This is a genomic window from Bradyrhizobium sp. USDA 4473 (assembly GCF_054063335.1).
The window spans coordinates 3,191,310-3,205,344 of sequence record NZ_JBSSGE010000001.1 but is presented as its reverse complement, the minus strand read 5'-3'; the positions used below and the strand labels follow the sequence as shown (position 1 = coordinate 3,205,344).

General features: G+C 58.1%; 8 protein-coding genes. 4 read left to right on the top strand and 4 right to left on the bottom strand.

From position 1 onward, the window contains the following. The first annotated feature begins 275 nt into the window (after window positions 1–275). Window positions 276–1,160, top strand: coding sequence for an Effector protein NopP (locus tag ACVW17_RS15080; RefSeq protein ID WP_456797357.1), 885 nt, complete (start codon window positions 276–278; stop codon window positions 1,158–1,160). Between the two features lie 484 nt (window positions 1,161–1,644). Here the strand turns inward: ACVW17_RS15080 and glmS are convergent, their stop codons facing one another. Beyond that, window positions 1,645–3,471 carry a glutamine--fructose-6-phosphate transaminase (isomerizing) gene (glmS, locus tag ACVW17_RS15075; protein WP_456798951.1) on the bottom strand — a complete coding sequence of 609 codons (1,827 nt, stop codon included), beginning with the start codon at window positions 3,469–3,471 and terminating at the stop codon, window positions 1,645–1,647. A gap of 1,367 nt (window positions 3,472–4,838) precedes the next feature. Between glmS and gmd the strand changes: the two genes are divergently transcribed. After that, window positions 4,839–5,924 (top strand): GDP-mannose 4,6-dehydratase, encoded by a 1,086-nt coding sequence (gene gmd / locus ACVW17_RS15070; RefSeq protein WP_456797356.1) that lies wholly within the window; start codon window positions 4,839–4,841, stop codon window positions 5,922–5,924. Continuing rightward, window positions 5,896–6,864, top strand: coding sequence for a GDP-L-fucose synthase (fcl, locus tag ACVW17_RS15065; RefSeq protein ID WP_456797355.1), 969 nt, complete (start codon window positions 5,896–5,898; stop codon window positions 6,862–6,864). Before gmd ends, fcl begins: the two co-directional genes overlap by 29 nt. Before the next feature lie 331 nt (window positions 6,865–7,195). Here the strand turns inward: fcl and ACVW17_RS15060 are convergent, their stop codons facing one another. Together ACVW17_RS15060 and ACVW17_RS15055 are read right to left on the bottom strand one after the other, a co-directional pair. Further along, window positions 7,196–8,335, bottom strand: a complete 1,140-nt coding sequence (locus ACVW17_RS15060) for an MFS transporter (RefSeq protein WP_456798950.1) — start codon at window positions 8,333–8,335, stop codon at window positions 7,196–7,198. A 947-nt stretch (window positions 8,336–9,282) separates the two neighbouring features. Then, on the bottom strand, window positions 9,283–10,200 hold the full coding sequence (locus tag ACVW17_RS15055) for a sulfite exporter TauE/SafE family protein (protein WP_456797354.1): 918 nt from the start codon (window positions 10,198–10,200) through the stop codon (window positions 9,283–9,285). A 370-nt stretch (window positions 10,201–10,570) separates the two neighbouring features. Here ACVW17_RS15055 and ACVW17_RS15050 point away from each other — a divergent pair, with 370 nt between their 5' ends. Then, a complete protein-coding gene (locus ACVW17_RS15050; RefSeq protein ID WP_456797353.1) occupies window positions 10,571–10,750 on the top strand; it encodes a hypothetical protein in 180 nt (59 codons plus the stop codon). 164 nt (window positions 10,751–10,914) lie between these two features. Here ACVW17_RS15050 and ACVW17_RS15045 read toward each other — a convergent pair whose 3' ends face one another. Then, window positions 10,915–14,007, bottom strand: a complete 3,093-nt coding sequence (locus ACVW17_RS15045) for an efflux RND transporter permease subunit (RefSeq protein WP_456797352.1) — start codon at window positions 14,005–14,007, stop codon at window positions 10,915–10,917. Between the last annotated feature and the right edge of the window lie 28 nt (window positions 14,008–14,035).

The window sequence follows — 14,035 nt, the reverse complement described above, 5'->3', positions numbered from 1 at the left end:
CTGTCGGCTTACCGCTCCCGAGCTCGCCTGAGCCAATTTCAAACCCACTGTGGTGATATCGTGTCGCGAACTCGGGCGAACTCTCCAAGGTCAGGCGAAGCCACTGTGGACGCCCACGGCACAGAGATCCGATCACTTGGCCTGCTACGGCTGATCCGTAAGATACTCGAAAACTTGCAGTCAGCTTCTCGTCAGACAGTCTGAATATCACGTCCCGTCGGCCTAAGTGGCCCTGACACTCAAGACGACCTTGTTGGATGGGAGCGCGAACGTCCATGTACAATCGACTAGATGGCTCACCCGGCTTTGGATGGATGGGTAGTTACGACTTTGATGGAGTGACACAAACTGAAACTGGCGGGACGCAGACAAATCAAGATCGAAGCTTCGAGGACGTCTTTTCCGGTATGCAGATAGCGCCACAAAGAGCTTATGCCGGTTCATCGTCGGCAGCAGCGCGGCCGTACTCACTAGCTGTCCAACCACCTGTCGTAGAGATCTCAAGCACCTCATTTCACGACCTGTTGGAAGACTTCTATGGAGATGAAATCCAGCATATCGCGGCCAATCCCCAGCAATACTCGCGGTCGGTGGCATTGAAAGCCGAGCGCGCTGTGGACGTCGCCTATACTCATGGCAGGAAGGTCGGTTCGGACGACGCACGACATTTCAGCTATCAATTAGGAAACAAGAGCGTCGGACTTCTCCGAACGGAAGGAGGAGCCACCGTCGATGATGTGTTCAAGGAGGAAACCGCACGCGCCCGCTGGCAGGAGCAGTTTCCCGGACGATCGGATATCACCTCGACGATAGACTTTCGGGTTACGCATCCCCTGGTCGACAATGCCGGCGATATCTTGCTGGAGTATCAACTTCGGCTTGATGGAGATGAGCCCTTGGTCCTTTCTCACCCTGTGAATCCAGAAGCGAAAGCCCGCGCGGCAGCGTTGGGCTTTGTTGAAATAGGTCACTCGCTGATGGTCCTCGATCCTACCCAACATCCCGACAAGTGGGGTAAGAACAGCCAAGGAGAATGGCAGCGAGCGAACAAACCTCGACTTTACCTTTCCAAAGCGGCCGAGAGTGAAGGCAGGGGCACCGAACGTTCCGAGCGTGCAGGAAATACCTCACCGGGTTGGGAGGATGATGACTTTATGTAAGGCAACGTTTTGGCGCTTCGCGAGGGCACGATACGCCCCCGCGAAGCTATCTGCACTCTGCATCCCGTTAGTTCGTCAGTTCGACAAGCGCACGAGGATTGGAGGTAGGGACAAGCCTTGGTGCTCCATCAGGCATACTGATTAGGCCTGTGGAACTGATAGGTGCCCAGCTTACAGCGCGAGCTGGGCCCCCAACTGGACGCCGCTATCCGAACGTAACGGGCGCGGCATTGACGTAGCAGAGAGTTATGAGTGCAGCCATGCATCAATTATGAATGGAATTTGTCTATAGTTCGTCTACTGAAGCGATCCGATCGCCTCCTCCCGATAGCGGTTAGATCAAACCGGAGTCGCTTCCAGATCGTAGCCTCGATAATTTCGGGGGCGCGGCGAGCAGCGAGCAGTCGTTGATAGGAGGCACGATGCCACGTTCTTGTATTCGTGGAACTAACGCGAGTTAGCAAATCGACGCTGCCGCGGCCATCTATTCAACAGTGACCGATTTTGCAAGATTGCGCGGCTGATCCACGTCTGTCCCCATAATGGCGGCGGTATGATAGGCTAACAATTGCGCCGCGATGGCATAAACCATGGGCGTAAAGCTTGCAGCCATATCTGGCAGCACAATGGTCATGAGCGTATCCACCGTCGCTTCCGAGGCCCCCCTTGCATCGGTGATCAAGATGATGTTGCCGCCTCGAGCAGCGACTTCTTGCATGTTCGAGACGGTTTTCTCGAAGACCCCGTCGTATGGCGCGATCACCACCACGGGCACGGTCTCATCGATCAATGCAATCGGTCCATGCTTTAGTTCGCCGGCGGGATAGCCTTCTGAGTGGATATAGGAGATTTCTTTCAGCTTGAGCGCGCCCTCCAAGGCCAGGGGCGCCGATGTGCCTCGGCCCAGATAGAGTACATCGCTCGCCCCGGCGATATCACGCGCGAGTTTCTCGATCTGCGACTCGACCAACAGCGCTGCAGCAATCTGCCGCGGCACTTCGATGAGCTCGCGCACAAGCTTCGATTCATCGATCTCGGATAGCTTACCGCGCGCTTTGGCTGCTGCCACGGCAAGGACCGCCATCACCGCCAGCTGGCAGACGAATGCCTTGGTGGAAGCCACGCCGATTTCTGGACCCGCCAACGTCGGTAGCACGGATTCACTCTCGCGCGCGATGGTCGACGTCGGGACATTGACCACGGACACCGTGTGTAGACCCTGGCTCTTGGCATAGCGCAAGGCGGCCAGTGTGTCGGCGGTTTCCCCGGACTGCGAGATGACGATCGCGAGATCGCCCTGGCGCAAAGGCGCCTCCCTGTAGCGGAACTCGGACGCCACGTCGACTTCGACAGGCAAGCGGGCCAGCCGTTCGAACCAGTATTTGGCAATGAAACCAGCATAGCATGCCGTGCCACACGCTGTAATTGAAATGCGCTGAATAGAATTGAAGTCGAACGGTAGCGTAAGCGGCAGGACGACGCGCTCGGCTGCCATATCGAGATAATGTGCCAACGTCTGTCCGACCACAGTCGGCTGCTCGTGGATTTCCTTTGCCATGAAATGACGATAGTTCGCCTTGTCCACCAGGAGTGACGACGCGCCAGACTTGGATGTTTCCCGATGGACGACAGTCCCGTCTGCGCCATAGATCAAGCAGACCGCGCGGGTAAGCACGGCCAAGTCGCCGTCTTCAAGATAAGTAACGGCATCGGTCAAGGGCGCCAGTGCGATCGCGTCCGATCCTAAATAAACTTCGCCGGGACCATGCCCAATCGCAAGGGGCGATCCCTTGCGCGCGCCGATCAAAAGATCCTCATGGCCCTTGAACAGAAATGCTAGAGCGAAAGCTCCGCGCAGCTTTGGCAACGAGGCTTGTACCGCGTCCTGCGGCGAGTAGCCATTCTTGAGGTAGGAGTCCACGAGATGCGCCACCACCTCAGTATCCGTCTCTGAACTGAAATGAGCTCCATTCCGCTCCAGGTCGATTCGCAGCTCGCGGAAATTTTCAATGATCCCGTTGTGAACGACCGCGACATTTTCCGTCGCATGCGGATGAGCATTGCTCTCGGTCGGTTTTCCATGCGTCGCCCAGCGGGTGTGACCAATACCGCTACGACCTGACGGCGGACAATGACGCAGCCGCTCCTCAAGGTTTCTCAACTTACCTTTCGCGCGCCGGCGCTCGATACGGAGACCGTCAAGCGTCGCTACGCCAGCGGAGTCGTAGCCACGATATTCCAAGCGCTTCAGCGAAGCGACCAATTGTCCGGCGACCGGACCACGCGCTAAGATGCCGACTATTCCACACATATTGATCGATGCAGCCCAGGTTGAAGAGGCGGGCGTTTCCACAGAGGAACCCGTAGAATTTGCCTGGCCAATGGTCATAGGTATCAGGTTGCTCATTTATTGCGGCTTCACGTATCGCCGCATTCGCAAGTGTGGGTGCTCAGGCTATTTCAAACATCATCGCTTTCTCCGGCCACGCTCCCGCTTTTGGTTGCCTCCATCGAATACAAACGGCGGTGACTGCGAATGTCGTTGCTCCTTCCGGCTGGGCCCGATATGCGGGCACGCTTGCATGGCTGGGTACGGCGTCCAATCCCGACACAAACAGACTCTTTGCTCGAGGGCGGCGGCAACTGTCGCCATCGCATGGTATGCCCGGTTGCGAGGATATATCGCGCAAGCGGCCAGGCTTCATGGATTGAGGAACTTTGGACCAGATCGGCGGACCCATCATTTCGGGGTGAAGCGTCATGTCCTATTGGCTCATCATCTCTGATGAGCCATTCACGGCTCTTCAGCTCAATCCCAGCAAAGCGAGTGGCGACGAGGCCGATCAGGCTAGCTGCCGCCGCGAGGCGACGGTCCCGACGCCGCACTGAGGATCTCCTCGAGAGCCCTGCACCGGCTGCGCTCCTTTGGATAGCTAGGAGAATGCAGCCTCGCCGCGCTTTCCACATGTCTGCTATCTGTGCATTACGCGGCCGCTCTCGTGTGGGTCGTCTCTGTCGTTGCTCGTCGGCATATGAGACTACACGATCGCATCAAACTCTCTATTGTACGAACGTAAGCTTTCGATATCGAAGCGTTCGAAGAACTATACCAACGTTTGCCATTCTTTTCCATTCCGGCTTGCGTCGACTTACGGATATTAAAAGAAGCGCTGAGATCGAGGACTATTGGCCGGGTCGCGTGCTCTGTCCCGAAGTCAACGGTGCGGGAGCGCTCTTGAAATACGATATCGACGCACAAGCTTCATTGTGTGTTGCATGGCGTCATTCCGACGAGTACGTCGACTTGCACCTCAGCTCCGCCGGCCATGGCGAGACGACGCGAATCTAACGTGCGCCAAGATGGACAAGGAACATGGACCATCGGCATCCATCTCGTTGGAACATCGCCGGAAAAGCGCCCGGCTGCGCGTGATGGCGGTTGTGCTCCGGCTCGTTCGCTTAGGGGCATGGGGTGTAAGCCTGTCGCGTGTGTTAGTCGAAATCAACTCCGGTCGAGTAAATCAACGTATGTAGTGCGCATTGTTACATGATGTGTATGACTCGATCTGACGATCGTTCTCCTCCAATTGCGGGTGGTGCTCGCACTAGATATCGCGAGAAAGCGCTCGCAAAGCACGCTCGAAGGGGGCTTTCTTTCCGGCGCAACTAAGAGAGACCATGGCGGCTCAGGACTCAAAGCGGCGCGTTGCGCTGATCACTGGTGTGACCGGGCAGGACGGCGCGTATCTCGCCAAATATCTGCTCGGGCTCGGCTACACCGTGCACGGGATCAAGCGCCGCTCGTCCTCGTTCAACACCGCGCGTGTCGACCATCTCTACCAGGACCCGCATGCCGGCAATGTGCCGTTCCTGATGCACTACGGCGACATGACCGATTCGACCAATCTGATCCGGCTGATGCAGCAGATCCGGCCGACCGAGATCTACAACCTCGCCGCGCAGAGCCACGTCCAGGTCAGCTTCGAGAGCCCGGAATACACCGCCAACGCCGACGCGATCGGCGTGCTGCGTCTGCTGGAGGCGATCCGCATCCTCGGCATGGAAAAGGAGACGCGGTTCTACCAGGCCTCGACCTCCGAGCTTTACGGGCTCGTGCAGGAGGTGCCGCAGAAGGAGACCACGCCGTTCTATCCGCGCTCGCCCTACGGCGTCGCCAAGCTCTATGGCTACTGGATCACGGTGAACTACCGCGAGGCCTATGGCATGTTCGCCAGCAACGGCATCTTGTTCAACCATGAGAGCCCGATCCGCGGCGAGACCTTCGTGACGCGCAAGATCACCCGTGCCGTCGCCCGTATCGAGGTCGGCCTCGAGAGCAAGCTCTATCTCGGCAATCTCGATGCCAAGCGCGACTGGGGCCATGCCCGCGACTATGTCGAGGGCATGTACAAGATATTGCAGGCGGACGAGCCGGGCGACTTCGTGCTCGCGACCGGCGAGACCCGCTCGGTCCGCGAGTTCGTCGAGTTGGCGTTTGCGGAAGTGGGCCGCAGCATCGAATGGCGCGGCAAGGGGGTCGAGGAGGTCGGTGTCGACAAGGCATCCGGCAAGACCCTGGTCGAGATTGATCCGGCCTATTTCCGCCCGACCGAGGTCGATCTTCTGATCGGCGACGCCAGCAAGGCGCGCGCCAGGCTCGGCTGGGCGCCGAAGACGCCGTTCGCGCAGCTGGTGAAGGAAATGGTCGCCAGCGATCTCCTCGAGGCCAGGCAGGATGCGGCCAATGGCAAACACGGCGTTTGAACTGAAGGGCAAGACGGTCTTCGTCGCCGGCCATCGCGGCATGGTCGGCTCGGCGCTGGTGCGCCGGCTGGCGCGCGAACAGGTCGATCTCCTGACCGTGTCGCGCGGCGAGGTCGATCTGCGCGACCAAGGGGCGGTCAACGCCTGGTTTGCCGCGAAGCGGCCGCAGGCGGTGTTCCTTGCCGCCGCCAAGGTCGGCGGCATCGTCGCCAACAACACGCTGCGGGCCGAGTTTCTCTACGACAATCTGTCGATCTCGACCAATGTGATCCAGGCGGCGCATGCCAATGGCTGCGAGAAGCTGATGTTCTTCGGCTCGTCCTGCATCTATCCGCGCCTCGCGCCGCAGCCGCTGCGCGAGGACTCGATGCTGACCGGCCCGCTGGAGCCGACCAACGAGCCTTATGCCATCGCCAAGATCGCCGGCATCAAGATGACCGAGGCCTATCGCAACCAATATGGCGCCGATTTCATCAGCGTGATGCCGACCAACCTCTACGGTCCCGGCGACAATTATCACCCCGAATACAGCCATGTCGTCGCCGCCCTGATCCGCCGTTTCCACGAGGCCAAGGTTTCGGGCGCCGGCAGTGTCGTGGTGTGGGGCACCGGCACGCCGCGTCGCGAATTCCTCTATGTCGACGATCTCGCCGACGCCTGCATCCATCTGATGAAGACCTATTCCTCGCCGGAGCTGGTCAATATCGGTACCGGCGAGGATATCACCATCGCCGAATTTGCACTCATGGTCGCCGCTGCCGTCGGTTTTCGTGGTGAGATCAGCTTCGATACCTCGCGCCCGGACGGTACGCCGCGCAAGCTGCTCGACGTCGGCCGGCTCGCCAAGCTCGGCTGGCGTGCCCAGACCTCGCTGGAGGACGGCATTCAGCTAGCGTCCCGGGCGTATCTCGCCAACAGCAAATGGACGGCACCTGAGTGAACTGGTTGTCCCGACAGCAGGTGCAAGCAGATCCATCCGAGCATCAGCGGACATTGGATATTCCAGCCTGGCCCCGGCCGCCGTGGATAGATTAACCTTGCCGCGCGTTGCGCAACGGTCTTCATCAACAACAGCACTCAGTTAAATGTCCGATCACCCGAGTGACTCGCATATCCTAGTTACGGCTCAGCCAGCCAACTTGCAGAAAAAGAAGTATGGCCGTGACCGAGGCGTACCGCTCTACTGCTAAAGTTGCGACCTGATCGACTCTCAGCCTCGAACGCCGCCCCGCGAACGATCATGCCAAATCTCTTTCTCTCCACTAACGGCCTTAACGACCGTCTGTCATCACCATCCGTGCCGACAGCGTGACGATGCACATGAGCGTACCCAACATCGCGAACGCCAAAGGCAAGCCAGTCAGGTGTGCGACCAGCCCGATGCCGGCGGGCCCCACCAGTATACCCGCGTAGCCAGCTGTCGTGATGACCGCGATCGCAATGCCTACCGGCATCACCTTCTGTTTGCCAGCGCGTCGACACAGTACGGGTACAACATTTGAAATACCCAATCCAATAAGCAGGAACCCTGCCATGGCAATCAACGCAACCGGTGCGACGACCACAGCCAAGAAGCCTATCATGATCGGCAGTGTTCCGAGCATCAATGTGGCACGATCACCGATTCGCTCCACAACGGCATCTCCGCCGAGACGCCCTGCGGTCATCGCGATGGCGAACAGCATACATCCGAGACCTCCGTGCGCCTCCGTGAGAAGACCTTCCCCAACGAGGAGCAAAGCGCTCCAATCAAGCATCGCACCTTCGACAAGAAAGGTGATAGCCGCGAGCGCCGCTATTAGCAGCACACTGCGATCGGGCAAGACAAACAATGGCCCCTGATGTCTCAAGCTCGTCGCAGTCAACCGCGGCCACGCCGACATTATCGCGATCATCATAAACGTCGAACAGACCAACGTCGAAAAAAGCGAACCAAGCTGAAGCGACAGAAGCAAGGTCACGGCAGCAGAGCCGGTGAATTCTCCAATGCTGTAATGGGCATGGAAGCCGGACATCAACGGACGGCCGGTGGTGCGCTCCAATTCGATCGCATAAATGTTCATGGCTACGTCGATCGCACCGAGTGAAAAGCCGAAAGCAAACAGCGTAGTAGCCAGACCAAGAGGTGTTCCGGCGATAGCCAGCCACGGCAGGATAAGCGCGACGCCGAGTCCGCCCACGAGGATAATGGGCTTGCTACCGTACCGCGCGTTCGACACGCTGGTCAGAAGCATAGCGACAACGGATCCTGTTCCGAGACAGAGCAGCAGAAGACCAAGCATGCGGTCGTCTACCGCGAGCCGCTCCTTGGCAAGCGGCACCAAAGGCGCCCACGCCGCGAGGCCAAATCCGGCGACAAAAAACGCAAGCCGCGTCCCAAGCAGGCTGGCAGCCCAATTGGCAGATGATATCACTGGCACTCCTGAGAGAACGGCTCGTAAGCGCGTTGCCCCCTCATCCTGTGTGCGTCGCCTGCAAGCGGTCGCAGCTCGACGAGGACGTTGATATTTCTATCTCTGCAAATGCGATGCCATCGCAAAAGCTCGGGCCACCTCGAAAGGTGCGAGTCTTAAAGTGAAGTGATCGTCAAGCAACCCGGATGCGTGTTTCGGCCTGTCTTTCCCGGATGAGCGCCCCCTACGAGCACGCCAGCCTTTGCGTTTCTCCGCCAGTCAGAGGCGCAACAACTTGATATCCATTGTCACAAAGCCTACAAAAATCGCCGGGACGTCCTTGTGTATATTTCGAGGAGAAAGCTACGGCTGGCGAACACGGCCGCAAGTTCCGCGGTTGCACTTGCCCACTCCACCGAGCATTGCCGCTGACGCTAGCATCTTTAAGAACGCTTGAGGTAGTTCCGACCTTGAGGAGGCGAGGACACAAGGCTGGTGTTCGGATCGTCGGTTAGCAGGCTAATACCGATTCTGCATCGCTCCTTGTAAACGCGGACCGTAATCCAGATCGGCAGAATGGGAGCGCTTCACGTCCCTGCCCGAAGCTGCCGGGCAACCTATGAAAAGTAGAAATGCGCCCGGCTGCTCTTTGGCAGCAGATTCGATGATCGCCGCACAATGAGCGGTGTTGCTACCGATGACCGACGAGAGGGCGACTCGAGTGCTTGTGTCTTGAGTGATCCTTTTCCTCGATCAGCGCCCGCGAGCAACGATCACGAGCACTTCGAATGACAAGTCGCCAATATCTGCCTCCGACGGTTCAGAACCGAGATTCCAAATTCCCCGCCTCGGAACACCGGATAGTCGTGGAGCAATCAGCCAGTTGTCATGCCCTTGTCGTTGGCGCCGACAGAGCCACATCGGCGTCTCGCGCAGTCATCGATTCTGCTTTCGGGCTGGTAGGTTCAGGGCGCGCGTGCGTTCGATACTGGGGGCCCGCCGACATCGTTCAATCGCCGAGACCGTCGCTCTGACCGGGTCGGACCGTGTGTGGTAAAGAACGAGTATAGCAGGCAAAGATCGATCAGTATCGTCGCCGACATCACGCTATAAGCCCAGGAGCTCCGCACTAGATCGAGCTCGATCAGCACCCGTGTCAGACCGAATCCGACGATCCAGGCATCAAAGCTCATGCAGATGCGTCGGAATATCTCGGGATCAAGCCGGCGGATGGCGTAGGATCCCAGCGGAATGCCGAACATAACGCTGGGTATAAAGGCATAGAGTAGGCTGCCGCTTTCGGGGATGAACAGGCCCAGCTTGTAATAGACGAAGGCGGTCACGCTCGATTCAACCACGCGAACCAGGGCTAGACCGGCGCGAAATTCGCTTCTGACCAGGCCTTGGTTGTTAAACAACATCGCCAAAGGCGGACCGGAGATGGTCGTCACCGAATAGAGGATGCCCAGCATCGAACCGAATGGCAGACCGATCAGCCAGCTCGCTTCGATAGGGCGGCGCCAACCCGCGGCCTGTAGCAGGATCAGGGGTAGTATGATCGTGTAGGTGGCGAATTTGATCCAGCCAGGCTGCAGCGAGGCTAACGCATAACCTCCGAGCGCAATGCCCGGCAAGAGTCCAAGCAAGATGGGAAGCACTCGTCTCCAAACCGCCGGCACGCCCTTCAGATTGATGAGGAGGACGTAGACGTTGATGAAGACCTCGATGATAACAATGGCGGGGTTGAGAATGCGATTGGTGTAGAAAAGTAGCGCAAGAGGTACAGTGAGCGACGAAAACCCGTAGCCGATGGCTCCATTTACAAAGGCCGCAAAGCACGTCGTTGCGGCTAAAAAAAACATAGCTGCATCAAACTCAGGCATTGGATAACTTTCGCACTTCGGAGGGCGTCGGACCATGCGTCAGGGAATCAGACCTGAACATTGGTGCCATCAGGACTGAGGCAGATTCTGGCCACGCTCTTGGCAGCTCATGCCGCCTTCATTGTGGCAGTGAACGTGGTCATGTGCGTCGGTTCAACGTCTGCTCCTTTATCGGCTTCGGTTGAGAAGCCGTGCCGTACTTCCCGCTACCTGACCCTGATCACTCAGCCAATACGGCGGCGACGCGGGGTAAATAATTCTATTTCTAGCGGAATTTGGATATTGGTAACGCCACCTTTTCATCAAGCGATGCATGAATTCTCTCCACCGTCCCGTGGCGAGTACGGAATTGAACGTTCTGCGGCCGTGAATGTCCCAGCAATTTGGCGTAGCGGAGCAGCAACGGATCGTTGACGTGTTCTTTGCCGAGGATCTGATGCTCGCCAAGCTCGGCAGCACAGGTATGAAGATCTCGAGGTACAGGGAGCAAGAAACCGTCTCAGGCTCCTTCGCTCACCGCACCTGCGTCATGAACGATCGTATTTCTTGACGGTTTAGTCCTACCGGCTGGCGAAAGATGGATCGATACCGGAGCAGCAACCAAAAATCATCATTCGGCCCCCTCACGAAATTCGGGCCCATCAAATCACCACGGCCGGCGGACAACGCGCCAATCCAGGCCAGCAATCTCGCCAACCCGGATTGGTTTTGGCATCATTGCTCGGCCAGCTGGGCATTAGCGGCTCCCGAGAGGCCGCCCTTCTCGTGGCCGCAACTCGCGTCGGCACGGTGATCGGATGCGATCGCGACATAGACCGCCGGCAACACGAAGAGCGTGAACAGCGTGCCGACAGACATCCCAGCGACGATCACGAGCCCGATCGAGAAGCGGCTCGCGGCTCCGGCTCCCGTTGCGGTCAACAAGGGTATCAGGCCCGTGACCATCGCCGCCGTCGTCATCAAGATTGGACGAAGTCGGACGCGCGCCGCCATCTCGATCGCCGAGCGACGGTCAAGTCGCTCCTTGAACTGCAGCTCATTTGCGAACTCAACCATCAGGATCCCGTGCTTGGAAATCAAGCCGACAAGCGTCAGCAGTCCGACCTGGGTGTAGATGTTCATCGTCGCCCAGCCAAAGAATAGCGGGATCAAGGCGCCGACCATCGCCATCGGCACACTGATCATAATGATGGTGGGATCGCGCAGACTTTCGAACTGCGCCGCAAGGACCAAGAATATGACGATCAATGCAAATGCGAAGGTGATGGCCAGCTGGTTACCCTCATGCACATACTGCCGAGCGTCTGCAAGGAAGTCGTGGCTGAAGCCTGCGGGGAGCTTTTTTGCCTCTACCTCGAGGAAATCCACGGCTTGCCCGATCGTCACGCCAGGCATCGGTACGGCCTGAAAGGTCGCGCAGTTGAGCTGGTTGTAGTGGGTGAGCGCGTTCGGATCAGTCGCAGTCTCGACCGAGACGACGGTGGACAGCGGAAGCATCGAGCCCGTCGCAGTCTTCACATAATAGTTCCCGATCGCTTCCGGGGCCAGACGTTTCTCACGCGGCACCTGCGGGATCACCTGGTAGGAGCGACCCTCCAGATTGAAGCGATTGATGTAGTTTCCACCAAGTAGGATGGCGAGCGCGTTACCGACATTCTGCATGGTGATGCCAAGATCGTTGGCCTTGGATCGATCGACCTTGATTCGCACCACCGGCTGATTGAACTCGAGATCAGAGTCGCTGATCATGAACAGGCCGCTGTTGCGTGCGGCGTCCTTCAGTTTCGACATCTGCTCATAGACGGATTGGAAGCCGAACGTCGAATTGATCACCATCTGCACTGGCAGACCGTCCGATCCGCCCGGAAGCGCCGGCAAGCTAAACGCAAATGCGCTAATGCCTTCGATCTTGGACAGTTCGGCTTGAAGCAGGGACTTAAGCACGATCGATGATCGATTGCGCTGGTCCCACGGCTTGAGCAACATGCCGGCCATACCCGCCTGCGAACCGCCATTACCGTTGAGTACGAAGCTTAAATCGGTCTCGGAAAACTCCCGAAGCGCCTTTTCGAGCTTGGCGCCGTAATAGTCGAGATAGTCGATGTTAGCGTATTTGGGCGCCTTGGTTAGTGCGAATACAATCCCTTGATCCTCCTCCGGCGCGAGTTCCTTGGAGGTGTGCACATAGAGAAAGCCGCCGAGGCCCAGCATGGTCACGGCAAACAACCCGGTAATTGGCCGATAGTCCAGCGAGCGGTCGAGCTTGCGGCCATACCAGCGTGTCATGGCACCGAACACGCGATTCACAAATCTAGCAAACCGTCCCTCCTCAGCGCTCCTCAGGAAGACCGAGCACATCATGGGCGACAGCGTCAACGCGATTACGCCCGACACGATCACCGCCCCAGCCAGCGTAAACGCGAACTCACGGAACAGTGCCCCGGTGAGACCACCGAGAAAACCGATGGGGGCGTATACAGCGGCCAACGTAATCGTCATGGAGACAACAGGGCCGACGATCTCGCGCGCGCCCCTCGCAGCAGCCTGCGCGGGCGGCGCACCTTCTTCTAGGTGGCGATGAATGTTCTCCACCACGACGATCGCATCGTCGACCACGAGACCGATTGCGAGCACCATCGCAAGGAGGGTAAGCAGATTGAATGAAAAGCCCATGGCCAGCATCATGCTGCAGACACCGACGAGCGACAACGGGATGGTGACGACAGGAATGATGACCGACCGCAGCGAGGCCAGAAACAGGAAGATCACCACGACCACTATCACGACCGCCTCAATGAGCGTCCTTCTCACTTCATCGATCGACGATTGAATGAACTTGGTGGAGTCGTAGGCCACTTTCATCTTCAGGGATGGCGGCAGGTTGCGCTCCATTTCTGGAAACATCGCCCGAACGTCTCGCGCGATGTTTAGCGGATTGCCTTGCGGGCTCGCCCGCACGCCAATGAAGACCGCGTGCTCGCCGTTCAGCGAGACGCTGACGTCTGCGGTCTGCGCGGCAAGCTCGATTGTCGCAATGTCCTCCATGCGCACGAGGCCGGCGTCATTGGCTTTGACAATCATGCGCTTGAAGTCATCGACACTTCGCAGATCGGTGTTCGTCGTGACGTCGGAGATAGTGAAATAACCCTTGGTCTGGCCGGCCGCGGTCTGGAAATTGTTGGCAGCGATTGCAGCCGAAACATCAGCAGGCGATACGCCGCGCCCCGCCATTTTCGCAGCATCGAGCCATAGCCGCATCGCAAAACTTTGCCCGCCCAGGATGTCCGCCGCCGCGACGCCGTCTACCGTAGACATAACTGGTTGCACTACCCGCGAAAGATAATCGGAGATCGCGCTGGCCGTCAGTTCCTCGCTGGAGAAAGCGATGTACATCACAGCAGTGGCCTGGCCGGTTGACTTAGTGACGACCGGGTCGTTGGACTCCTTCGGGATCAGATATTTCACTGAGTTGACCTTAGATAGCACCTCGGTGAGTGCCTCATTGGGGTCGAAATTGAGCTTGACGTAGACCTGAATCGTCGAGGTGCCGAGCACCGACGAGGAAGTGACGTAGTCGACGCCCTCTGCCGACGCGACTGCTTGTTCCAGAGGAGAGGTGATGAACCCCTGGATCATGTCGGCAGATGCGCCAGGATAGGACGTCGTGATATTGACGACCGTATTGGATAGCTTGGGATATTGCCGGATCGGTAGAACGGCAGCGGCGCGAAGACCGATCAGCAGGATCAGGAGACTGACGACGATAGACAACACCGGACGTTTGATGAAAAGCTCGGTAAATGCCATGTCGACTCACATTCAAAGAGGGTGACGC

Excerpts from the sequence above, each read along its gene's own strand:
- ACVW17_RS15080 (WP_456797357.1), top strand. The coding sequence starts at position 276 with ATGTACAATCGACTAGATGGCTCACCCGGCTTTGGATGGATGGGTAGT.
- glmS (WP_456798951.1), bottom strand. The coding sequence starts at position 3,471 with ATGTGTGGAATAGTCGGCATCTTAGCGCGTGGTCCGGTCGCCGGACAA.
- gmd (WP_456797356.1), top strand. The coding sequence starts at position 4,839 with ATGGCGGCTCAGGACTCAAAGCGGCGCGTTGCGCTGATCACTGGTGTG.
- fcl (WP_456797355.1), top strand. The coding sequence starts at position 5,896 with ATGCGGCCAATGGCAAACACGGCGTTTGAACTGAAGGGCAAGACGGTC.
- ACVW17_RS15055 (WP_456797354.1), bottom strand. The coding sequence starts at position 10,200 with ATGCCTGAGTTTGATGCAGCTATGTTTTTTTTAGCCGCAACGACGTGC.
- ACVW17_RS15050 (WP_456797353.1), top strand. The coding sequence starts at position 10,571 with ATGTCCCAGCAATTTGGCGTAGCGGAGCAGCAACGGATCGTTGACGTG.
- ACVW17_RS15045 (WP_456797352.1), bottom strand. The coding sequence starts at position 14,007 with ATGGCATTTACCGAGCTTTTCATCAAACGTCCGGTGTTGTCTATCGTC.